Origin of the sequence: Bradyrhizobium genosp. P, from assembly GCF_049949265.1 — a bacterium.
Lineage (GTDB): Bacteria > Pseudomonadota > Alphaproteobacteria > Rhizobiales > Xanthobacteraceae > Bradyrhizobium.
In genome coordinates, this window is the sequence record NZ_CP188195.1 from 8,109,716 (window position 1) to 8,131,784 (window position 22,069).

Consider the following 22,069-nt stretch of genomic DNA (forward strand, 5'->3'; position numbering starts at 1 on the left):
CCGGACGGCCTGGCGGATGTCGTGCCGGTCAAGAAGGCCGGTTCCCTCCCTCCGCGCTTGCAATGATGCTCCGGCAAATTGGTTACGGAGATGCTGACGGCCGCCCGCGGCGCGCGGTATTTCATTGCTGCGGGGCACAACAAACGGCGACGCGTCAGCCGCGCTTGGTCAAGAGCAACTGCCCGCTCTTCTGGATAGCGATCTGCGCGACCTCGGCGAAGCGCTGCAGCATCCACGGCAACGTCACCTCCAACCGCACATACGCATCCTCGACATCGAGATGCCCGGAAGCGACCTGCCCAAGCGCACGGACGCGGAAGATCATGCGATTGTTGTCCCAACGCTCCTCGTCGACACTCAACACCGGTACGCTCGCTGCCGCACGCGACAAACCTGTTTTGAGGCGGCGCATGGCTTCGTCGCGGCCGAGACGATGCGGAATCGAAACGATAAGCGGCGCCGACATCACAAGCCCTCCTCGACCGATTCGGTTGATGTAATTTCGTTCCACACAAATGGAAGATGTATGGGCTTTATCGTATCGCGAGAGTAGGAACCTTCACAGTTCCGATTTGTTTCCTCCACGCAAAAGACAGACGCACGCAGGCCTGTGGGCTGAGGAGAACATTCATGTCACTTGGAACGATCATTCTTATTATTCTGGTCATCGCGCTGCTGGGCGGCTTCAGCGGCATCGGCGGCGGGCCGTTCTACGGCACCGGCTATTACGGCGGCGGTGGCCTCGGCCTCGTGATCGTGATCCTGCTGATCCTCTTGCTGCTCGGACGGCTATAGTCCACAGGCGCAATGCGCCGCAACAACATCGACGACTGTCATCACCCGCGAAAGCGGGTGATGACGTATTCCGGAGACGCTGACGATCGAAATGAAGCCGAGCGTGACGACAGCTGATTACTGCGCAGCGAGTTTCTTCATCGCCGTCTTGATCGACGTCGCCGCATCGTCGTAACCGTCCCAGGCCTTGGTCTTCGCCAGCAGCGCTGGCACGGTGCGGATGGTGTATTTCTTCGGATCGAGATCGCCGCGGACCTGGGTCCAGGTCAGCGGCATCGACACCGTGGCACCCTCGCGCGCACGCGGCGACAGCACTGCGACCGCGGTCGACATCCGATCGTTGCGCAGATAGTCGAGGAATATCTTTCCGGTGCGCTTGGCCTTGGACATGTTGAGCAGATAGCGCTCGGGGTCGTCCTGCGCCATCCACTGGCAGATCGCTTGCGCGAAGGCCTTGGCCTCCTTCCACGTTACCTTGTCTTTCGCGCCGTGGAGCAACGGCGTGACGACGTGAAGGCCCTTGCCGCCGGTGGTCTTGCAAAAGCTTTCGAGCCCGACCACGGTCAGGCGCTGGCGCATGTCCTTGGCGGCCTCGATCACCTCGGCAAATCCGACGTCGGGCGCGGGATCGAGGTCGAACACCAGCCGGCCCGGCGTGTCGTACGCATCGGGCGCGCAATTCCACGGATGCAGCTCGAGCCCGCCGAGCTGCGCGACCGCTGCCAGCCCCTCGATCTGGTCGATCTGCAGATAGGGTTTGCGGTCGCCCGAGACCTTGGCGAGTTTCAATAGCTTCGACGTGCCGGCCATGGCGTGGCGCTGAAAGAAGGTCTCGCCCTTGATGCCGTCGGGTGCGCGCACGATCGAGCACGGCCGCCCCTTGAGGTAGCCGAGCATCCATTCGCCGACCGTCTCGAAATACCTTGCGAGGTCGAGTTTTGTGACCACCTCGCCGTCGCCCGCATCGGGCCACAGTGCCTTGTCCGGATGGGAGATGACGACGCCCATCACCTCGCCGGACGTCTTCCCCGCACCCTTTGCCGTGCTTCTGGCCATCGGCTTCACCACCTTGGTTACGACGGGCTTCTCGGCTTCGACCTCGCGCGCGGGCTTGTCCTGGCGCAGGCCCTTGAACGCGGCCTGGCGGATATTGCCGCCGTCGGTCCATCCCGCGAATTCGATCTCGGCGACCAGCTCCGGCTTCAGCCAATGCACGTCGCGGGTCTTCTTCGGCGCGTCCTTGCCGCCGAACGGGCTCTTGTCAGACGCCGCCGCCTTCAGCGCCGGCATGATGCGCCTCACTGTATCCTGGCCGAAACCGGTGCCGACGATGCCGACAAAGGCCAGATGACTGCCGCGATAGACACCGGCCATCAACGAACGGAATTTGCCGTCAGTAGTCTTCCAGCCACCGAGCACCACCTCATGCCCGGCGCGGATTTTCGCTTTGGTCCAGTCGTCGGAACGGCCAGAGCGGTAAGGCCCCTCCAGCATCTTGGAGACGATGCCTTCCAGCGCGAGTTTGCGTGCCGATTCCAGCACAGTCTCGCCGTTCTCCTCGAAATGCTCGACATAGCGGATCAGCAGCTCCTTGCCCCTGCGCGCCTCGAGCAATTGCTTCAAATGCGCCTTGCGCTCGGCAAGCGGCAGCGAGCGCAGATCCTCCTTGCCGGCAAACAACAGATCGAAGGCGAAGAAGATCAACTTGTTGGTCTTGGCGTCGGAGATGGCCGCCTGCAACGTCGAGAAATCCGGAACGCCTCCTTCGTTGAGCGCGACGATCTCGCCATCGATCAGGGCGTCCGGCAGCTTGCCGGCCTCGGCCGCGATCGCACCAAACTTGTCGGTCCAATCGAGCCCCTTGCGCGTCTTCAGCACCGCCTCGCCGTCCTCGACGCGGAGCTGGACCCGGTAGCCGTCGAACTTGATCTCATGGCACCAGCCCGCTCCATTCGGCGGGCTGTCGACCGACGCGCAGAGTTGCGGGCTGACGAAATCCGGCATCTCCGACACTTGTTTCGGCCTCGCCGCCGGCCGCGCCTTGGGCGGCGGAGCCTTGACCTTGGCGCGCGCCTCGGCGGCTTCCCCGCGATTGGAATGCCAGACGGCGTCGGCCTTCGCTTTGCCAGTGCCCTTGGCCAGCATGAACGGCTTTGGCGCCCGGCCCTTGCCAGCCGCGATCTGCGCCATCGGACGGCCGGAGGCGACCGAGCGGTCCTCCTCAAGGATCTCGGCGCCGTCGCCGTCCACGGCATAGTCGTCGCGGTGCTTGATCAGCAGCCAGTTGGTGCGCTTGCCGCCAAAGCGGTCGCCTTTCATCCGCACCAGCACCCAGCTGCCATGCAGCTTCTCGCCCTTAAGCGTGAACTTCAAGTCGCCCTTCTTGAAGCCGCGTTCGGGGTCATCGGATTCCCAATAGCCGCGGTCCCAGAGCTGCACCGTGCCGCCGCCATACTGGTTTTCCGGAATCGTGCCTTCGAAATCGCCATAGTCGAGCGGATGATCCTCCACCTCAACCGCGAGCCGTTTGTCATGCGGATCGAGCGAGGGACCGCGCGTCACCGCCCATGATTTGAAGACGCCGTCGAATTCGAGCCTCAGATCGTAGTGCAGCCGGGTCGCGTCGTGCTTCTGGATCACAAACCGCCGCTGCTTCGCCGGCGCGACTTTGAGGTCGCCCGACGGTTCATCGGTCTTCTCGAAATCGCGCTTCTTGCGATAGGTAGACAGGTTTCTCAGCGACAATTGCAAGCCTCGGCGCAAACGACAACCGCCGCGCATCCGCGGCCGTCAGGAACCAAAACCCACGGTATCCGTTCAAGTTCCAAACTCAAGCTGTTTGGAGACGACATGGCCGCTCCCCGCGCCTACTGGAAAGGCACGCTCAAGCTCTCGCTGGTATCATGCCCGGTGGCGCTCTATCCGGCCTCCACGTCGACGGAGAAGACCCGTTTCCACATGATCAACAAGGAGACCGGAAACCGGCTGAAGCAGCAGATGGTCGACGCCGAGACCGGCGACGTCGTCGAGGCCGACCAGAAGGGCCGCGGCTACGAGGTGAGCAAGGGTAAATACGTCGAGATCGACAAGGCCGAACTCGAGGCCGTCGAGATCGAGAGCAACCACACCATCGACATCGACAGCTTCGTGCCCGAGGGCGAGATCGACAAGCGCTATCTCGACCATCCCTATTACATCCGGCCCGACGGCAAGGCCGGCACGGATGCATTTGCCGTGATCCGCGATGCCATGAAAGACCAGGACCGCGTCGCGCTGGCGCGGATCGTCCTGACCAACCGCGAGCACGTCATTGCGATCGAGCCGCTCGGCAAGGGCCTTATCGGCACCACGCTGCGCTACCCCTACGAGCTGCGCGACGCCGACGATTATTTCGACGACATCAAGAGCCCGAAAGTGACAAAGGACATGATCGAACTCGCCGGCCACATCCTCGACAGCAAGGCTGCGCATTTCGATCCGTCGAAATTCAAGGACGAGTATGAAAACGCCTTGAAGGCGCTGGTTCGCCGCAAGGCCAGCGGCAAGCCGATCAAGGCCCCCGAACGCGAAGCGAAGCCAAGCAACGTCGTCAATCTGATGGACGCATTGAAGCAGAGCCTGAAGGAGCGAAAGAGCCCACCGCGGTCGCGCCCCGCTGCACGTCGCCAGACCTCGCATCGCCGACCAGCCAAGAAGGCGCACCGGTCATCGGCGCGGTCGCGCAAGGCGAGCTGAACTGTCTCCACCGTCATTGCGAGAAGCGAAGCAATCGTCTTTCCGCATGTGCGGAGAGGTGGATTGCTTCGCTTCGCTCGCAATGACGGCCTGGTTTGGCTTAGCGTCCTACCGCTTCTTCGCAGCCTTGCGTTTCTTGCTGGTCTTCCGCTTCTTGGACGTTTTCTTGGCAGCTTTCTTCGGCACCTTCTTGCCCTTGGCTCGCGCTTCGGACAGGCCGATCGCGATCGCCTGCTTGCGGCTCTTCACTTTCTTCTTGGAGCGGCCACTGCGCAACGTGCCGGCCTTGCGCTTCTTCATCACGCGCTCGACGTCACTCGACGCCTTCCGCGAATATTTTCGTGCCATGGTTTCCCTCCCGGTAAGGGGAAAACAATCCTCACCGGCCGGGAAAGTTCCTGATGTCGACTAATCCGCGGCGCGCAGCCGATAGCCGATGCCGGTTTCGGTCAGCACGAACTGCGGACGCTCGGGGTCGGCCTCGATCTTCTGGCGAAGCTGGCGCACATAGACGCGCAGATACTGCGCGTCAGTGAGTTCGTCCCACAATTCCTTCAGCAGGAAGCGGTGGGTCAGCACCTTGCCGGCATGCTGCACCAGCACGCGCAGCAGATCGTACTCCTTCGGCGACAGCTTGATCTCCTTCTCGCCGACCTTGACGATCCGGCGTACCAGATCGACGGACAGATCGCCCGAACGGAACACCGGTCGCTCGCCCTGCACCTGCAACTGGTGACGGAGCGCCGCGCGTAACCGCGCCAGCAACTCGTCCATGCCGAACGGCTTGGTCAGATAATCGTCGGCGCCGAGATCGAGGGCTTGCACCTTGCCGGCCTCGTCGCCGCGGCTCGACAGCACCACAACGGGCACACTCTCGTTGCGGCCGCGGATCATGCGCAGGAGGTCGTGGCCCTGGATGTCGGGCAATCCGAGATCGAGGATGATCAGCGCCGGCTCTTCAGCCAGCATTTCGAGCGCGATCTTGCCGTTAGAGGCCTCGAGGATGTCATAGCCTTGCGTGCTCAAGCCCATCCGCAGCAATTTGCGGATCGGCGGCTCGTCATCGATGACCAGAACCTTGATGGGCGTGGCGTTCATGCAGCAGTGTCCAGCGCGTGGGTGTCGGCCGTAACACGCAGGCGGATGGTGATGACGGCGCCGCTCCGGTCGGGGCGGTTGGCGGCGACGATCGTGCCGCGCATCGCCTCGACGAAGCCGCGGGAAATCGCCAGCCCAAGGCCGGTGCCGGGGCGGACATGGTCGCCCTTCTCGGCGCGATAGAACTTGTCGAACACGCTTTCGAGGTCGTGAGCCGGAATGCCGTTGCCCTCGTCGAGGATCTGCAGCGCGATGGTCGCGCGGTCGCGTGCAGCGCGGACCGAGATCGTGGTGTCCGACGGCGCGTATTTGGCGGCGTTGTCGAGCAGGTTGAACAGCACCTGCTCGAACAGCACGGCGTCAAGCTCGAGCATCGGCAGGTCGGCCGCGAGCTCCAGCGATACCTTGTGATGCACCAGGATTTTTGCCGCGCGGCGCAGCGCACTGCCGACGATCTCGCCGATGTCGTGCCGCGCGGTGTTGGGCACGATCGCACCTGACTCGAGCTTGGTCATGTCAAGCAAATTGGCGATGAACCTGTTGAGCCGTTCCGACTCGTCGATCACGGTCGCGAGCAGGTCATGCTTCTGCGCGTCCGTCAGGTTTGACCCAAGATCGCGCAGGGTCGAGGCTGCGCCGAGCACGGAGGCGAGCGGCGTCTTGAGGTCGTGCGAGATCGAAGTCAGCAGCGCGCCGCGCAGGCGATCCGATTCGACTGTGCGCTTGACGCGGTCCATGTCCTCGACCAGCAGCACGCGCTCGATCGCGAGGGCGCCCTGATCGACCAGCGCATCGAGCAGACGGCGCTGGTCGGGCGTCAGCAGCGGTCCAGTACGGTCGTCGTCGATGCCAATCACGCCGATCGGGCCGCGCCCGGTGCGCATCGGCAGGAACAGCCGCTTGGCACCCGGCAGCGTGTCCGAGCCTCGCCCGGCGGGCCGATCGTTGCCCCAAGCCCAGTTGGCGGCCGCGAGGTCGGCCTTGTCGAGTTGGTCCTCGGGCGGATAGCCCGCCTTGACGGCCAGCATATCGTCCTCCGGCAACAGCAGCACCACCCGCACTTTCAGCATCAGCGCGATCTGGTAGGCGGTTGCCCACAGCACGTCGTCGAGCGTGGCGGTGCCTGCGAGCTTGCGGCTAAACGCATAGAGCGACTCGGTGGTGCGCACGCGCCCGATCGCCGTATCGGCCTGGGTGCGCACGCGCGCCGCGACATTGGAGACGAGCAGCGCCACCACCATGAAGAAGAAAAACGCTGCGACGTTGGTCGGGTCGGTGATGGTGAAGGTATAGACCGGCGGCAGGAAGAAGAAATTGTAGCACAGCGAGGCCGCCACGCTCGCCAGCAGCGACGGCCACAGGCCGTAGCGCACGGCGACGCCGACGACGGCGGTGATAAACACCAGATCGACGTTCTCGATCCCGAAGAATGGCTGGATCAGCACCGCTGCCCCGAGTCCGACGGCGATCAGCAGCAGCGCCATCAGATAGGGGCGCGGATTGAACGGCTCCTGCGGCTGCGCCGTCTGCACCGACGCCTTGCCGACCGGCTGCTCATCGCCGGCGATCACATTGACGCTGATATTGCCGGCGCGGCGCACCAGATCGTGCACCACCGAGCCGCGCGTCATCTCGAACCAGCGCGAGCGCGTCGACTTGCCGATGATGATCTGGGTGACGTTGTTGGCCTGCGCGAAATTGATGACGTCGTCGGCGATGCGGCGTCCGACCTCGGGAATCGTCAGCGCCTCGCCGCCAAGCGCCTCCGCGAGCCGCATCGTGTCGGCGAGCCGGTCGCGCTGCTCGTCGGTCAGTTGCAGGCTACGGCGGGTCTCGATGCTGACGGCCGTCCACGGCGCATGCAACCGGTCGGCGAGCCGCTTGGTGTAGCGGACGAGGCCGGCCGCGCGGGGATCCTCGCTGACACAGACGAGGATTCGCTCGCCCGCCGCCCAGGGCCCTGCGATCGCGTTGGCCTGCATGTGGGTGAGCAACTGCTCGTCGACCCGCTCGGCCGTGCGCCGCAGCGCCAGTTCGCGCAGCGCGGTGAGATTGCCGGGCGAGAAATAATGCTCCAGCGCCCGCTCGGCCTGCTTCGGCACATAAACCTTGCCCTCCTTCAACCGCTGGATCAGGTCGTCGGGCGTGAGGTCGATCAGCTCGATGGCGTCGGCGCGATCGAACACCGAATCCGGCACGGTCTCGCGCACCCGGACATGGGTGATCTGCGCGACCACGTCGTTGAGGCTCTCGATGTGCTGGATGTTGACGGCGGTGTAGACGTCGATGCCGTGCGAGAGCAGCTCCTCGACATCGAGATAGCGCTTGGGATGCCGGCTACCCGGCGCGTTGGTATGGGCGAGCTCGTCGACCAAGGCGATCTGCGGATGCCGCGCGATCAGGGCGTCGAGATCCATCTCCTCGATCGTCTGGTCGCGGTAGGTCAGACGCTTGCGGGGGAGCGCTTCGAGGCCTTTCAGCAGCGCCTCGGTCTCGACCCGCCCGTGGGTCTCGACGACGCCGACGACGACGTCGGCGCCCGCCTTGACGCGAGCGTGGGCGCTCTGCAGCATCTCGTAGGTCTTGCCGACGCCGGGAGCGGCGCCGACGAAGATCTTCAGCCGCCCCGAGCGATCGGTCTCCCGGCGCGCGGCCTCGAGCAGCGCATCGGGCGAGGGTCGTTTTTCAAGGTCGCGGCGCTGATTGGCCATGCAGCAATATAGTCATCCCGTCTGTCGCAGCCTACTCCCCTATTTCGAGCTGGCCCCGTCCAGCGCCAGATTGAGCGCAAGAACGTTAACGCGCGGCTCGCCCAGGATACCTGCGAGGCGCCCCTGCGTGTTCTCCGTCACCAGCTGACGAACCGCTTCTTCGGACATGCTGCGCGCCGTGGCGACGCGCGGCACCTGGAACAGCGCGGCGTCCGGCGAGATGTCGGGATCGAGCCCGCTGGCCGAAGTGGTGACCAGATCGATCGGCACCGCGGCCGACGGATTTTCAGCCCGGAGTTTCTCGACATCTTCCTTGACCCGGTCGTTCAGTGCCTTGCTGGTCGGACCGAGATTGGAGCCGCCGGAATTGGCCGCGTTGTACGGCGCCGGCACGGTCTTGGTGGCGTCTTTCGGATCGGGCGCGACCGTCGCCGACGGCCGGCCGTGGAAGTATTTGTCGTCCTTGAATTCCTGCCCGATCAGGGCGGAGCCAACCACCTTGCCGTTTCGCACGATCAGGCTGCCTTGCGCCTGTTTCGGGAAGATGGCGCCTGATATCGCCGTCATGGCGAGCGGATAGACCAGGCCCGTGATCGCGGTCAGCACGACCAGGACGATGATGGCGGGACGAATTTCTCTGAGCATCGTAAGTCTCCTAAGTTTGCGCCGTCATTGCGAGGAGCGAAGCGACTTCGCGGCCCCCGCAATGACGGTTGTGTGGTTCAAGCGAGGCCCAGGGCGGCGACCACGAGGTCGATCGCCTTGATGCCGATGAAGGGAATGATGATGCCGCCGAGGCCGTAGACCATCAGGTTGCGGCGAAGCAGCGCGCCGGCCCCGATCGCGCGATACTTGACGCCCTTCAGCGCCAGCGGAATCAGCGCAATGATGATCAGCGCATTGAAGATGATCGCCGACAGGATCGCGCTCTGCGGGCTCGCCAGATGCATGACGTTCAGCACCGCAAGCTGCGGATAGAACGCGAGGAACATCGCCGGAATGATCGCAAAGTACTTGGCGACGTCGTTGGCAATCGAGAACGTGGTCAGCGCACCGCGGGTCATCAGGAGCTGCTTGCCGATCTCCACCACCTCGATCAGTTTGGTCGGATTGGAGTCGAGGTCGACCATGTTGCCGGCCTCGCGCGCGGCCTGCGTGCCGGTGTTCATCGCGACGCCGACGTCGGCCTGCGCGAGCGCCGGCGCATCGTTGGTGCCGTCGCCGCACATTGCGACCAGCTTGCCCTTGGCCTGCTCGTCGCGGATCAGCTTGAGCTTGTCTTCAGGCGTGGCCTGCGCCAGGAAGTCGTCCACGCCGGCTTCAGCCGCGATCGCCGCCGCCGTCATCGGGTTGTCGCCGGTGATCATCACCGTGCGAATGCCCATCCGGCGCAGCTCGGCAAAGCGCTCGCGGATGCTGCCCTTGACGATGTCCTTGAGGTGTACGACGCCGAGCAGCTTGCCGTCCTTGGCGACGGCAAGCGGCGTGCCGCCGGCCTTGGCGATCTCGTCGGCGATCGACTGGACCTCGCGCGCCTCGGCGCTCATCGTCGCCTGGATCGAGCGGACGACATTGCCTGAGGCAACCGTGCGGGGCTCGCCACCCTCGACATAGCTCAGGATCGCGTCCACCGCACCCTTGCGCACCGACGACGAGCCGGCATCGATGCCGCTCATGCGGGTCTGTGCAGTGAACGGCACGAAGGTCGCGGCGAGCTCGTGCATGTCGCGGCCGCGGATGCCGTATTTCTCCTTGGCCAGCACGACGATCGAACGTCCTTCCGGCGTTTCGTCGGCGAGCGAGGCAAGCTGCGCCGCGTCGGCTAGATCCTGCTCGGTGACGCCGCGGATCGGACGGAACGCGGTCGCCTGGCGGTTGCCGAGCGTGATGGTGCCGGTCTTGTCGAGCAGCAGCGTATCGACGTCGCCGGCGGCTTCGACGGCGCGGCCGGACATTGCCAGCACGTTGAAGCGGACCAGGCGGTCCATGCCGGCGATGCCGATCGCCGACAGCAGCGCGCCGATCGTGGTCGGGATCAAGGTGACGAACAGCGCCACCAAGATCACGACCGAGATCGAGCCGCCGGCATAGGACGCATAGCTCGGGATCGTCACGGTCGCGAACACGAAGATGATGGTGAGACCGGCGAGCAGGATGTTGAGCGCGATCTCGTTCGGCGTTTTCTGCCGCTCTGCGCCCTCCACCAGCCGGATCATGCGGTCGATAAAGGTCGAGCCCTGCGCCGCGGTGATGCGGACGCGGATCCAGTCCGACAGCACCTGCGTGCCGCCGGTGACCGCCGAACGGTCGCCGCCGGATTCGCGGATCACGGGCGCGGATTCGCCGGTGATGGCGGCCTCGTTGACCGAGGCGACGCCTTCGATCACCTCTCCGTCGGACGGGATGTTGTCGCCGGCTTCCACCAGCACGACGTCGCCGACCTTCAGCGAGGTGCCGGGCACCATGCGAAAGGTCCGGTCCGTACCGGTGAGCAGCTTAGCCTGGCTCTCGGTGCGGGTTTTCTTCAGCGACTCCGCCTGGGCCTTGCCGCGACCTTCGGCGACCGCTTCGGCAAAATTGGCGAACAGCACCGTGAACCAGAGCCAGAGGATGATCTGGAACGTGAAGCCCAGGCTGGCCCCGCCCGTGACGAGGTCGCGCAGGAAGATGACCGTGGTCAACGCGGCCACGACCTCGACCACGAACATGACGGGGTTCTTGGCCATCAGCCGGGGATCGAGCTTGACGAACGCCGACCAGATCGCCGGCACCAGGATCTTCGGGTCGAGCATAGTCGACGCCGTCACCTGCTTTTGCAGTTTCATGGTTTCCATGGAGGTAACTCCGGTCGTATCAGGTCAGAACAGGGTGTTGGCGGTCATGGCGAGGTGCTCGACGATCGGCCCGAGCGCCAGCGCCGGAAAGAAGGTCAGGCCGCCGATGATCAGGATCACGCCGACGACGAGGCCGACGAACAGGCCGCCGGTGGTCGGCAGCGTGCCGGCTGACGGCGGGATCGACTTCTTGCCCGCCAGCGAGCCGGCCATCGCCATCGCCGGCACGATCATGAAGAAGCGGCCGACGAACATCGAGACGGCGAGCGTCAGATTGTAGAAGAAAGTATTGCCGCTAAGCCCCGCGAAAGCCGAGCCGTTGTTGCCGGTCGCCGACGTGTAAGCGTAGAGCACCTCGGTAAAGCCGTGCGGACCGGCATTGGCCATCGAGGCCACCGCCGAGGGCAGCACCACCGCGACCGACGTCCAGCCGAGATACATCAGCGGCAGCACGAGAATGGCAAGCATCGCCATCTTGACCTCGCGCGCCTCGATCTTCTTGCCGACATATTCCGGAGTACGGCCGACCATCAAGCCAGCGACGAAGATTGACAGCACAACGAAGAGCAGCATGCCGTAGAGACCGGCACCGACGCCGCCGACGATGATCTCGCCGAGCTGCATGTTGATCAGTGGGATCATGCCGCCGAGCGCAGTGAAGCTGTCATGCATGGCGTTGACCGCGCCGCAGGACGCGGCGGTGGTGATGACGGCAAACAGCGAGGACGCGACGATGCCGAAGCGCACCTCCTTGCCCTCCATGTTGCCGCCGGTCAGGCCGAGCGCCTGCAGCGCCGTGGTGCCGTTGGCTTCCGCCCAATAGGTGACGGTGACACCGGCGAGGAACAGCACGCCCATCACAGAGAGGATCGCCCAGCCCTGGCGCTCGTTGCCGACCATACGGCCGAACACGTTGGTCAGCGCGGCGCCAAGCGCGAAGATCGAGATCATCTGCACGAAGTTCGACAGCGCGGTGGGGTTCTCGAACGGATGCGCGGCGTTGGCGTTGAAGAAGCCACCGCCATTGGTGCCGAGCATCTTGATCGCGACCTGCGAGGCCACGGGCCCGAGCGCAATGGTCTGCTTGCCGCCTTCGAGAGTGGTGGCATCGACATAGGCGCCGAGCGTCTGCGGCATGCCCTGCGAGACCAGGAACAGCGCGTAGACGATGCACATCGGTAGCAGCACGTAGAGCGTGCATCTGACGACGTCGACCCAGAAATTGCCGATCGTGCGCACCGAAGAGCGCGAGAAGCCGCGGATCAGCGCCACGGCAAGCGCAATGCCGGTGGCGGCCGACAGGAAGTTCTGATGGGTCAGGCCGAGCATCTGGACCAGATAGGACAGCGTGCTCTCGCCGCCGTAGTTCTGCCAGTTGGTGTTGGTGATGAAGGAGATCGCGGTGTTGAAGGAGAGATCCTCGGCGACCGCGGACTGTCCGGCCGGATTGAACGGCAGCACCGCCTGCAGCCGCATCAGGCCGTAAATGATGAAGAAGCCGCCGACATGGAACAGCAGCATGGCGACCGCATAGGTCAGCCAGTGCTGCTCGCGCCGCTCGTCGACGCCACCGACCCAGTAGATGCCACGCTCGAGGGGGCGCAGCACCGGCGAGAGGAACGTGTGCTCGCCGTTGAAGACGCGGGTCATGTACCAGCCGAGCGGTTTGACCAGCGCGACCACGATCGCGCAATAAAGAAGAATTTGAATCCAGCCGATGACAGTCATTGCGTCAAACCTTTCGAACGGGTACGAGGCGCAGCAGTGACGCGAGCAGGCCGAGCAGCAAGCCACTCAGCACCACGTCCGCCACGAGAATTGTGCAAAGCACGAGCATTGCGCGGGCCTAGAAGCGCTCGGGCCGCAACAATGAGTAAGTGAGGTAGAACAGCAGGCCGAGCGAGACGAGGCCGGCGAGCGAATAATCAAAGATCATCGTCGCCTCCTATAGCCGTTCGCAGGCGTAGGCGTAGCCGATGCCGGCCGCGAACAGGCCGATCGCCAATGCCGCCATGATAATGTCCATCATGAGAGACTCCTATGCTCCATGGGCGGCGGACGTCGCATAAGCGACCCCGCGCCGGATGGTGGTGAAATGCCATCCGAGGCATAGGTTTTCGAGATGTGGCGAATAAGGACGTTATAGGAATCCTATAAGGGTTCCCCCGTCGTCCCGGCGCAGGCCGGGACCCATAACCACAAATGCCGCTTGTTGCGCAACGCTGGAACGACGAATCGCCTTCACAACATTCGCCGCGGCGTATGGGTCCCGGCCTTCGCCGGGACGACGCGTAGAAGCGCCCCGTTCCATCTTTATGGAATCCCTATATCTCCGCCCCTCGCCTCATCTCGTTTTCAAATGGCGATCCGGCCATTTTGGACGTGCGGCCAATGTCTTGGGCCGCGCTTGGCACGAGATAACGTCATGTCACTGCTTTCTGAAAACCCCACCTCCGAGCTCGGCGATCGGCTGCGCGACGCTGATGCCGTCACAGCGGAGTTCATGGCCGACATCATCAGCCAGGCCTGCCGGCGCTTCCCTTCGCTCGGACAGACCGGCAAGACCGCCCGCGTCCAGCACCTGATTCAATCCGGCGCCTGGACCGAAACTGCACTTGCTCTGCTCGATCTCGAGCTGCCGCAATGGCAGGTCCGCCGCCTCGTCTATGACGAGGGCGAGTGGCACTGCGCGCTGTCGCGTGAGCGCGAGCTGCCCGACTGGCTCGACCAATCGATCGAGAGCCATCATGCGGATCTCACACTGGCGATCCTCAGCGCTTTCGTCGAGGTCGAGCGGATCAGCGCACCGGCGAGCCGGACCAGCGTGCCTGTGGTCCGTCGCCACGCCAGTCCGCAATACGAGCCCTTGCTCGTTGATAATTTCTGCTAATGGCGGCGCCATCGTGAGTGCCAAAGAGTTGCCCCGGGAATTGCGCTCGGCCCAGGTCCTGATCCGGTTCGGATTCCGGCTGGCGATCATGATCGGCTTTGCCGCCTTCGGCGGCGTCGGCTTCGGCAAGGGCCTTGTCGCACTGTTGTGGATGTCCGCACTGCTGTGCGCCGTGGCCGGCGCGGTCAAGCGCGAGCCGCCCTTCAGGGCCCAGCTCAATCACTGGGACGAGATGACCGCCTATGTCGCGCTGTGCGCGCTCGGCACCGGCATTGTCGAGCACCTCTGAAAATCTCCCGCAATCCTATGCCGCTCCTATGAAGTCGATGCCTGTTCGCGCTCGATTTCATATCCGGCAAGACAGACATTGTCAGCGTTCAGTTCACTTCAAGGAATGCCAACGTGAAACTCGTCGAACCTCCCTCGTGCAGCACAGCCTCGACCATTGTCTTCATCGGCCGCAACCGGCGCGGCCAATGGGTCGCCCAGGAACAGAACGGCCTCTACGGGGGCCTGTTCGTCAACCGCGCCCAGGCCGTCAAATACGCGCTGTTCGAGAACGGCCAACACCTCGAAATGCTCGTCGAACTATCGCGTGAGATCGAGCTCGATATGCACCGCCGGGCGACCGCCAGCATCCCCGCAAGCCGCGTCGCCTGACCCCGGATGGTCTCCCCTTCAAAATCGGCCGACTGGCTGTCGGGTTACATCCCCGATCTTCCGACACCTTTCAACGAGCAGGGCGGGATCGACGAGCTCGCGTTCGGCCGGCTTTGCGAGCGACAGATCGCGGCCGGCGCCACGGCGCTGGTGGTCGGCGAGACATCAGGCGAGTCGTCAACATTGGAGCCGGCGGAGCGCGAGCGGCTCGTCCGCATCGCCGTCGACGTCGCCCGCCACCGCGTGCGCATCATCGCCGGCGCCGGATCCAATGCGACCGAACGGGCGATCACGTTCACCCAGGCCGCGGAAGCCGCCGGCGCGGACGCCATCATCTCCGTGGTCCCCTACTACAACAAGCCAATGCCGTCGGGCCTATCAGCGCATTTCCGCGCCGTCGCCGCGGCCACGACGCTACCCGTAATCGTCCACGATATCCCGGCGCGAACGGTGCGCGGCTTGCCCGACGACACCCTCGTCGAGCTCGTGCGCTCGGCGCAATTTGTCGGATTGCGGGACAGCAGCGGCGATATCGCCCGGCTGATGCGGCTGCAGGCACGCCTGCCGGCAAGCTTCCGCTTGTTGACCGGCGACGACACGACTTCGCTCGCCTATCTCGCGGCGGGTGGTCATGGCTGCATCTCGTCAGTGTCGAATGTCACGCCCGACCTCTGCATGGCCCTCTTCAGGAATCTCCGTGAGGGCCGGCTCCGTCAGGCGCGCGAGGTGCACCAGGCGCTGGTGCCGCTCGCAACGTTGCTGGAGCGGGAGCATCCCGCCGCCCTGAAGTTCGCACTCGCGGTGCTTGGATTCATGCAGCCGACGACGCGCTTGCCGATCGTGCAACTGGACGCATCGGCAAAGGCTGGGGTCGCGCAGGCCGTCGCCGGTCTCGCCGACGAATACCTAGCAGCGGCGCAGTGAGATTCGCTAACGCGCGGCGACACAAGCCATCGCAATGCACAATGGCATCAGCGAACATCTCCGTAACTCCACTCCCATATTGAGGTTCCGGAACGGGGCCCCATATCTCTGCCAAGGGAGTGCTTGCCGTGCAGACCTTACGGGCGGCCCTCGTTGCGGCGATTGCCCTCGTCGCGCTGGTTGTCTCCATCCGACCCGGCCCGGCGGAGGAGGACCGCCGTCTTGCCCTGACCATTTCGATCGACGGAGCGATCGGGCCGGCGTCCGCCAGCTACGTGAAAGACGCTCTCGCCAAGGCTGCCGAACGCCGCGCCGAGATTGTCATTCTGCGCTTGAATACGCCGGGCGGTCTCAGCACCAGCATGCGCGAGATCATTGCAGACGTGCTCGCTTCGCCCGTTCCCGTCATCGGCTATGTAGCTCCCTCCGGTGCCCATGCCGCCAGCGCCGGTACTTATATTCTCTATGCAGCCCATATCGCCGTCATGGCACCGGGCACCAATATCGGCGCCGCGACGCCGGTGCAGATTGGTGGTCCGATGCCGGGTCTGCCGGGCGCCGCGCCGGAGAAGGATGGCAAAGACAACAAGGATGGCGACCACCCATCCGAGCCGAAGGACGCCATGACGGCGAAGGTGACGAATGACGCTGTCGCCTTCATCCGCAGCTTGGCCGAGCTGCGCGGCCGCAATGCCGACTGGGCCGAGAAGGCGGTCCGCGACGCCGCCACCCTCTCCGCCAACGGCGCGTTGCAGGCCAAGGTCATCGACCTCATCGCACGCGATCCGGCCGAATTGCTCAGGCAGGTCGATGGCCGGGTGGTCGAGGTCGCCGGTGGCAAAACCCAACGCTTGGCGACGAAGGATGCCGCGGTCGAAGCCGTCGATCCCGGCTGGACATCGCGCGTCCTTGCGGTCATCACCGATCCGAACGTTGCGTTCATTCTGCTGATGGTCGGCATCTACGGGCTGATCTTCGAGTTCGTGACCCCAGGCACGTTCGCTCCGGGGGTCGTCGGTACGATCTGCCTGCTGCTCGGCCTGTATTCCCTCAATCTGCTGCCGATCAACTACGCCGGCTTCGCCTTGATGCTGGTCGGGATCGTGCTTCTCACGATCGAAGCTTTCAACCCGACCGTCGTGATCGGCTTTGGAGGGGTCGTCGCCTTTGTGTTGGGCGCGCTGATGCTGTTCAGGGTCGAAGCCCCCGGCTACGCGCTGTCATGGTGGGTCATCGGCGTCACCGTCGCGCTGTTCGTCGTTTTCTTCCTTGCCGTGCTCGGCGCGCTTCGCCGCGCCGCCAAGGGGCCGGTCCGGGTCGGCGCGCAAGCCATGCGAGGCCTGCCGGCCGAAGTCCTCGACTGGTCCGAGACCACAGGTCACGTCTTCACCAACGGTGAACGCTGGCAAGCGCGCGGCACCGAGGCGTTCAAGTCCGGGGAGACGGTCGAAGTGGCCAACATCATCGATTTGACGCTGGTGGTCCGGCGCGCGCCGGCCGCCGCCGGCGAGGGGGGTACAGCATGACGCTTGATTATTTCGCCTATGCGGCGCTCGCGCTGATTGTCATCATATTCCTGACCCAGGCGATTCGCGTCCTGCGCGAATATGAGCGCGGCGTCGTCTTCACACTCGGCCGCTTCACCGGCGTGAAAGGCCCGGGACTCATCATCCTCATTCCGGTCGTGCAGCAGATCGTGAAGGTCGATCTCAGGGTGATGGTGCAGGTCGTGCCGCCACAGGACGTGATTTCTCGCGACAACGTCTCGGTCAAGGTCAACGCCGTGCTCTACTTCCGCATCGTCGATGCCGAGCGCGCCATCATCAAGGTCAGCGACTACATGGCCGCGACCAGCCAGCTCGCACAGACCACACTGCGCTCGGTGCTCGGCAAGCACGAACTCGACGAGATGCTCGCGGAGCGCGACAGGCTGAACGCCGACATCCAGGAGATCCTCGACAAGCAGACCGACGTCTGGGGCATCAAGGTCACCGCGATCGAGATCAAGGATGTCGATCTCAACGAAACAATGGTGCGGGCGATCGCCAAGCAGGCCGAGGCGGAACGGTTACGGCGTGCCAAGGTGATCAACGCGATAGGCGAGCAGCAGGCTGCCGAGAAGCTCGTCGAGGCAGGGCGAACGCTCGCGCAGGAGCCGCAGGCCATGCAGCTGCGCTATTTCGAGGCTCTGCATGACATCGCAGGCGAGCGCTCCTCGACGGTGGTCTTTCCGCTCCCGATGAACATTCTCGATCATCTGACGCGGCGAAGCGAAGCAACCTGACCTTACGGGTTGCCGGCAAGGACAGCCGCTCTGGGAGCAGCCGAACTGGCGCATCGTGCTCAACGTCAAGAATATCACCAACGAACGCTATTTTATCGCCGCCATCGGCGCCGGCGGGCTCGTGGGCGAAGGCCTGAGCGCCTTTCTGACGGTGGCCTATCGGCAGTAGACGGAGGCCGGCCGGAAAGCCGGCGTCCTCCTCGTTAGTGCTGCAGATGCTTGGCCCGCCAGGCCGGCCCGGGGCCGCGCATGTAGTGCGCCTCGGGCCGGTAGACCCTGACCGGCTCCTTGCCGATCCAGGCCAGGAAGTTGAGTAACCCGTTTGCGGCGCGGCGCAGCAGGCCGGCTGTGACGGTCGATGACGATGCGCGCATTTCAGTAATCCCACTTCTCGCCGAGCACGACGGGGCGCTGCGGATATTTCGCGGCATCCGCGCCGCGACTGCCGACATCCAGATTCATCTGCGCCCAGTCCTCGTGGCCGCGATGCAGCAAAAGCTCGTTGCGCAAGCGGTGGATTTTCGCGGCTGCGATGGCGCGGTGGATCGCCTTGAAGGCAACGCCGATCCGCCTGATCGCCCGGGCGAATGTGAAACGCGTGGCGCGGACCGGTCCGCGCAGCCTCAGGTCATGTGCATAGAGCAAAGTCATGTCCCACCTTCCTATTCCCGGCGCGCGTGAGCGCGCCACCTCATCCCGGAAGATGCTGATAGGACCGTAGGAAATCGAGATGGCCCGCGGCCAAGCCGCATAGGCACCGCATAAAAGGGCCGCCGCCCCGCGGGCATGCTGCAAATCGGGACATTGCGGGCGTTTTCGCGCGATTCCCCGGTCCGGAGCCGGTTTACGGTCGGCGGCAACATCGGTAACCTCTTGATGCGCAAGTCCGATGTGAAGAGGTGCCAATGCAGCCCAAGGATCCCATCAACTGGATGCTGTCAGATGCGATCGAGACGCTCGCGCGGGCCGAACGCATGCACCAGCGCTTCCTGAATCTGCACCCGCGTACCGGAAATCGCGAGCCGAGCTGGGAACCGCCGATCGACGTGATCGAGACTGACGACGAAGTCCTGATCCTGGTTGCGCTGCCCGGGGTCGATCCCGACGAAGTCGAGGCGGCGCTGGACGGTACAACGCTCGTCGTCAGCGGGCGGCGCACCTTGCCCCCGGAGCTCCGTGATGCCCGCATCCTGCGGCTCGAACTGCCGCAGGGCCGGTTCGAACGCCGCATTCCGCTGCCCACGGGGCGCTACACCATCACCCGCTTCGCCGCGCATGGCTGCGTCGGCCTGCGGCTTGGAAAATTGAGCTGAGGAGTTCGGCATGTCCGATGTAGCAAACGCAGCGCCGGTATCCTCGTCCGATCGGTCGACGCCGATTCCGTCGGATGCCCTCATCATCGTCCCGGTCCGCAATACCGTGCTGTTTCCGGACGTGATCATCCCGATCACTATCGGGCGGCAGAAGTCCATCGCCGCCGCGCAGCAGGCGGTGCGCGAGCAGCGGCAGATCGGCATCCTGCTGCAACGCGATCCGGAGGTAAACGACCCGGGCCCGGACGGCCTCTACCGCGTCGGGACCGTCGCCAATGTGGTTCGCTACCTTACCGGCCCCGACGACAGCCATCATCTGGTCTGCCAGGGTGTGCAGCGTATGCGCGTGCTCGACTACCTCCCGGGGACACCATTCCTGGCGGCGCGTGTGCTGCAGATCCCGGAGCCCACCGCGACGTCGCCCGAGATCGAGGCGCGCTTCCTCAATCTGAAGCGGCAGGCGCTCGAGGCCGCGCAGCTGCTGCCGCAGGCCCCGCCGGAACTGGTTGCGGCGCTGCAGGGCACGACCTCGCCTGCAACACTGGCCGACCTTGCGACCTCCTTCATGGACATCAAGCCGCCGGAGAAGCAGGACATCCTCGAGACCATCGACCTCGCGCTACGGATGGACAAGGTGTCGCGCCATCTCGCCGAACGTATCGAGGTACTGCGGCTCAGCCAGGAGATCGGGCAGAAGACCAAAGCCGTCTTCGACGAACGCCAGCGAGAGGCAATCCTGCGCGAGCAGATGGCGACCATCCAGCGCCAGCTCGGCGAAGGCGACGGCAAGGCGGCGGAAGTGGCTGAAATGACCAAGGCGATCGCGGAGGCCAGGATGCCGCCGGAAGCCGAGAGCCAGGCGCAAAAGGAGCTTCGCCGCTATGAGCGGATGCCGGAGGCCGCGGCGGAATCCGGCATGGTCCGAAGCTACCTCGACTGGCTGATCGAATTGCCCTGGAGCATCCCGGAGGAGAAGCCGATCGACATCGCCGAGGCGCGGCGCATCCTCGACCAGGACCATTATGGCCTGGAGAAGATCAAGAGCCGTATCATCGAGTATCTCGCCGTGCGCAAGCTGGCGCCCAACGGCAAGGCTCCGATTCTCTGCTTCGTCGGACCGCCCGGCGTCGGCAAGACCTCGCTCGGGCAGTCGATCGCGCGCGCGATGTCGCGGCCGTTCGTCCGCGTCAGCCTTGGCGGCGTTCACGACGAGGCGGAGATCCGCGGCCACCGGCGCACCTATATCGGCGCGCTGCCGGGCAACATCATCCAGGGCATCAAGAAGGCAGGCGCGCGCAACTGCGTGATGATGCTCGACGAGATCGACAAGATGGGGCGCGGCATCCAGGGCGATCCCTCCGCCGCCATGCTCGAGGTGCTCGACCCCGAGCAGAACGGAACGTTCCGCGACAATTATCTCGGCGTGCCGTTCGACCTGTCGCGCGTCGTGTTCATCGCGACCGCGAACATGCTCGACGGCGTGCCGGGACCGCTGCTCGACCGCATGGAGATCATCAGCCTCGCGGGATATACCGAAGAGGAGAAGCTCGAGATCGCCCAGCGCTATCTGATCCGCCGTCAGCTCGAGGCCAACGGGCTGAAGGCCGACCAGGTCGAGCTCGAGCCTGATGCCATCAGGATGATCATCAAGAGCTACACCCGCGAGGCCGGCGTCCGCAATCTGGAGCGCGAGATCGGCAAGGTATTCCGCAACGTCGCGGTGCAGATCGCCGAAGGCAGCGCGAGCCGCGTCGTCATCAACCCGAAGGACATCGTGTCGCTACTCGGCCAGCCGCGGTTCGAGAACGAGATCGCGATGCGCACCAGTATTCCGGGCGTTGCGACCGGGCTTGCCTGGACGCCGGTCGGCGGCGACATCCTTTTCATCGAGGCTTCACGTACGCCGGGCAGAGGCGGGCTGATGATCACGGGACAGCTCGGCGATGTCATGCGCGAGAGCGTGCAGGCCGCGCTCACGCTGGTGAAAAGCCGGGCCACCCAGCTAGGCATCGACCCGACGGTGTTCGAGAAGAGCGACATCCATGTCCACGTCCCCGCGGGCGCGACGCCGAAGGACGGCCCGAGCGCGGGTGTTGCGATGTTCACCGCTCTCACCTCGCTGTTGACCAACCGCACGGTGCGCAGCGACACCGCGATGACCGGCGAGATCTCGCTGCGCGGTCTCGTGCTGCCGGTCGGCGGCATCAAGGAGAAGGTCGTCGCCGCCGCCGCGGCGGGCCTCACTCGCGTCATGCTCCCCGCGCGAAACCGGCGCGACTTCGACGACATCCCGGCCGGCGCCCGCGAGAAGCTCGAGTTCATCTGGCTCGAACGGGTCGACGAGGCCATCGCCGCGGCGCTGGAGGCCGCCAAGACCACGCCAGCGGCGGCGGAGTGACGTTTCGCATCGATATCCCGCCCCGGGGCCACCCCTCTCCCCGCCCCTCCCACGCAAGGGCAGGGCTATCGCATGTGGCACTCCACGTCGTCATGGCCGGGACAAGCCGGGGCGAGCTATGGAACGTGGGCTGATAGCCATATGTGATAGCCTGCCGTCGCAGGGGCGCACTGCCAAAATATCGAAAACAACCCCATGCAAAGTAGCCGGCGGCTGCCGGCGTTCGACACGACAATTTGACACGTCGGGCAAATCAGCGGCATTATTCCATTATTCCGAAATCGCGCCAAGGCGCCTTTCACCCCGGGCTATCGCATATGGCACTTGCGGACTTCTCTAGCTAACATCTCGTCGTCATGGCCGGCCTATGGACGTGGCCGTAACCATGTGCGATTGCCCTGCCCGCAAGGGGCCCCTTGGGGGGAGG

21 protein-coding genes are annotated in these 22,069 nt (G+C 64.5%); 10 read left to right on the plus strand and 11 right to left on the minus strand.

All coding sequences use genetic code 11. The annotated features are described in order from the left end of the window. Positions 1-154: 154 nt before the first annotated feature. The gene (locus ACP2YO_RS38935) at positions 155-466 is read right to left on the minus strand and encodes a polyhydroxyalkanoic acid system family protein (RefSeq protein WP_426436395.1); all 312 of its coding nucleotides are present in this window, start codon (positions 464-466) and stop codon (positions 155-157) included. A 164-nt stretch (positions 467-630) separates the two neighbouring features. On the opposite strand from ACP2YO_RS38935, the gene ACP2YO_RS38940 reads away from it, so the two are divergent. Then, positions 631-795 (plus strand): DUF3309 family protein, encoded by a 165-nt coding sequence (locus tag ACP2YO_RS38940; RefSeq protein WP_076865768.1) that lies wholly within the window; start codon positions 631-633, stop codon positions 793-795. A gap of 117 nt (positions 796-912) precedes the next feature. On the opposite strand, the gene ligD is transcribed toward ACP2YO_RS38940, so the two are convergent. Then, positions 913-3,576, minus strand: a complete 2,664-nt coding sequence (gene ligD / locus ACP2YO_RS38945; protein ID WP_426436398.1) for a DNA ligase D — start codon at positions 3,574-3,576, stop codon at positions 913-915. 69 nt (positions 3,577-3,645) lie between these two features. On the opposite strand from ligD, the gene ACP2YO_RS38950 reads away from it, so the two are divergent. After that, positions 3,646-4,530, plus strand: coding sequence for a Ku protein (locus tag ACP2YO_RS38950; RefSeq protein WP_426436400.1), 885 nt, complete (start codon positions 3,646-3,648; stop codon positions 4,528-4,530). Positions 4,531-4,638: 108 nt separating this feature from the next. On the opposite strand, the gene ACP2YO_RS38955 is transcribed toward ACP2YO_RS38950, so the two are convergent. The 7 genes from ACP2YO_RS38955 to ACP2YO_RS38985 form a co-directional block, all read right to left on the minus strand. Further along, entirely contained in the window at positions 4,639-4,878 is a 240-nt protein-coding gene (locus ACP2YO_RS38955) for a DUF6496 domain-containing protein (RefSeq protein ID WP_426436402.1), read from the minus strand. A 60-nt stretch (positions 4,879-4,938) separates the two neighbouring features. Further along, positions 4,939-5,628: a response regulator gene (locus tag ACP2YO_RS38960; RefSeq protein ID WP_426436404.1), complete on the minus strand. Its 690-nt coding sequence runs from the start codon at positions 5,626-5,628 to the stop codon at positions 4,939-4,941. Further along, positions 5,625-8,339: a DUF4118 domain-containing protein gene (locus ACP2YO_RS38965; RefSeq protein WP_426436406.1), complete on the minus strand. Its 2,715-nt coding sequence runs from the start codon at positions 8,337-8,339 to the stop codon at positions 5,625-5,627. The genes ACP2YO_RS38960 and ACP2YO_RS38965 overlap by 4 nt, the downstream gene beginning before the upstream one ends. Positions 8,340-8,378: 39 nt before the next feature. After that, positions 8,379-8,984, minus strand: coding sequence for a K(+)-transporting ATPase subunit C (locus ACP2YO_RS38970; RefSeq protein ID WP_426436408.1), 606 nt, complete (start codon positions 8,982-8,984; stop codon positions 8,379-8,381). 77 nt (positions 8,985-9,061) lie between these two features. Continuing rightward, a complete protein-coding gene (gene kdpB, locus ACP2YO_RS38975; protein WP_426436410.1) occupies positions 9,062-11,173 on the minus strand; it encodes a potassium-transporting ATPase subunit KdpB in 2,112 nt (703 codons plus the stop codon). A gap of 24 nt (positions 11,174-11,197) precedes the next feature. Beyond that, positions 11,198-12,901: a potassium-transporting ATPase subunit KdpA gene (gene kdpA, locus ACP2YO_RS38980; RefSeq protein WP_426436412.1), complete on the minus strand. Its 1,704-nt coding sequence runs from the start codon at positions 12,899-12,901 to the stop codon at positions 11,198-11,200. Positions 12,902-13,019: 118 nt separating this feature from the next. Continuing rightward, positions 13,020-13,109: a K(+)-transporting ATPase subunit F gene (locus tag ACP2YO_RS38985; RefSeq protein WP_426436414.1), complete on the minus strand. Its 90-nt coding sequence runs from the start codon at positions 13,107-13,109 to the stop codon at positions 13,020-13,022. Positions 13,110-13,598: 489 nt separating this feature from the next. Between ACP2YO_RS38985 and ACP2YO_RS38990 the strand changes: the two genes are divergently transcribed. From ACP2YO_RS38990 to ACP2YO_RS39015, 6 genes are all read left to right on the plus strand, one after another. Next, positions 13,599-14,063, plus strand: coding sequence for a hypothetical protein (locus ACP2YO_RS38990; protein ID WP_426436416.1), 465 nt, complete (start codon positions 13,599-13,601; stop codon positions 14,061-14,063). 13 nt (positions 14,064-14,076) lie between these two features. After that, a complete protein-coding gene (locus ACP2YO_RS38995) occupies positions 14,077-14,352 on the plus strand; it encodes a hypothetical protein (protein ID WP_426436418.1) in 276 nt (91 codons plus the stop codon). 113 nt (positions 14,353-14,465) lie between these two features. After that, the gene (locus ACP2YO_RS39000; protein ID WP_426436420.1) at positions 14,466-14,723 is read left to right on the plus strand and encodes a hypothetical protein; all 258 of its coding nucleotides are present in this window, start codon (positions 14,466-14,468) and stop codon (positions 14,721-14,723) included. Positions 14,724-14,729: 6 nt separating this feature from the next. After that, a complete protein-coding gene (gene dapA / locus ACP2YO_RS39005) occupies positions 14,730-15,647 on the plus strand; it encodes a 4-hydroxy-tetrahydrodipicolinate synthase (protein WP_426436422.1) in 918 nt (305 codons plus the stop codon). Between the two features lie 128 nt (positions 15,648-15,775). Further along, a complete protein-coding gene (locus ACP2YO_RS39010; RefSeq protein ID WP_426436424.1) occupies positions 15,776-17,173 on the plus strand; it encodes an NfeD family protein in 1,398 nt (465 codons plus the stop codon). Then, entirely contained in the window at positions 17,170-17,931 is a 762-nt protein-coding gene (locus ACP2YO_RS39015) for a slipin family protein (protein WP_426436426.1), read from the plus strand. Before ACP2YO_RS39010 ends, ACP2YO_RS39015 begins: the two co-directional genes overlap by 4 nt. A 203-nt stretch (positions 17,932-18,134) precedes the next feature. On the opposite strand, the gene ACP2YO_RS39020 is transcribed toward ACP2YO_RS39015, so the two are convergent. Together ACP2YO_RS39020 and ACP2YO_RS39025 are read right to left on the minus strand one after the other, a co-directional pair. Beyond that, positions 18,135-18,305, minus strand: a complete 171-nt coding sequence (locus ACP2YO_RS39020) for a hypothetical protein (protein ID WP_426436428.1) — start codon at positions 18,303-18,305, stop codon at positions 18,135-18,137. Between the two features lies 1 nt (position 18,306). Then, positions 18,307-18,582: a hypothetical protein gene (locus ACP2YO_RS39025; protein WP_426436430.1), complete on the minus strand. Its 276-nt coding sequence runs from the start codon at positions 18,580-18,582 to the stop codon at positions 18,307-18,309. 254 nt (positions 18,583-18,836) lie between these two features. Between ACP2YO_RS39025 and ACP2YO_RS39030 the strand changes: the two genes are divergently transcribed. Both ACP2YO_RS39030 and lon read left to right on the plus strand, forming a co-directional pair. Then, positions 18,837-19,244: an Hsp20/alpha crystallin family protein gene (locus ACP2YO_RS39030; protein ID WP_426436432.1), complete on the plus strand. Its 408-nt coding sequence runs from the start codon at positions 18,837-18,839 to the stop codon at positions 19,242-19,244. A gap of 10 nt (positions 19,245-19,254) precedes the next feature. Beyond that, positions 19,255-21,642: an endopeptidase La gene (gene lon / locus ACP2YO_RS39035; protein WP_426436434.1), complete on the plus strand. Its 2,388-nt coding sequence runs from the start codon at positions 19,255-19,257 to the stop codon at positions 21,640-21,642. Positions 21,643-22,069 lie beyond the last annotated feature (427 nt).